Source organism: Alkalicoccobacillus porphyridii (assembly GCF_007293315.1).
Lineage (GTDB): Bacteria > Bacillota > Bacilli > Bacillales > Bacillaceae_D > Alkalicoccobacillus > Alkalicoccobacillus porphyridii.
Genome location: NZ_VLXZ01000046.1, coordinates 1 through 489, shown reverse-complemented (window position 1 = coordinate 489; position 489 = coordinate 1). Strand labels below are relative to the sequence as shown.

The window sequence follows — 489 nt, the reverse complement described above, 5'->3', positions numbered from 1 at the left end:
AAACTGGATCTTGAACGCACGGTGATCCGCGCGCCAGCGGATGGCTGGGTGACCAACCTCAACGTCTATACCGGTGAGTTTATTACTCGTGGATCAACGGCGGTTGCGCTGGTGAAACAGAACTCTTTCTATGTACTGGCCTATATGGAAGAAACTAAGCTGGAAGGGGTGCGCCCTGGGTATCGTGCGGAGATCACGCCGCTTGGCAGTAACAAAGTGCTGAAAGGGACTGTTGATAGTGTTGCCGCAGGGGTCACCAACGCCAGCAGCACGCGTGACGACAAAGGGATGGCGACCATCGACTCTAACCTTGAATGGGTGCGTTTGGCGCAACGTGTTCCGGTTCGTATTCGTCTCGACAACCAGCAAGAGAACATCTGGCCTGCGGGCACCACTGCTACAGTGGTGGTCACTGGCAAACAAGATCGCGACGAAAGCCAGGATTCGTTCTTCCGTAAAATGGCCCATCGCCTGCGTGAGTTTGGTTAA

The 489-nt window shown here is 54.6% G+C and carries 1 protein-coding gene; it reads left to right on the top strand.

Features of this window, described 5'->3' with window-relative positions; genetic code table 11:
* Window positions 1-489 (top strand): HlyD family secretion protein (locus FN960_RS23445; RefSeq protein ID WP_143850761.1); only part of this gene is annotated, 489 nt, incomplete at its 5' end.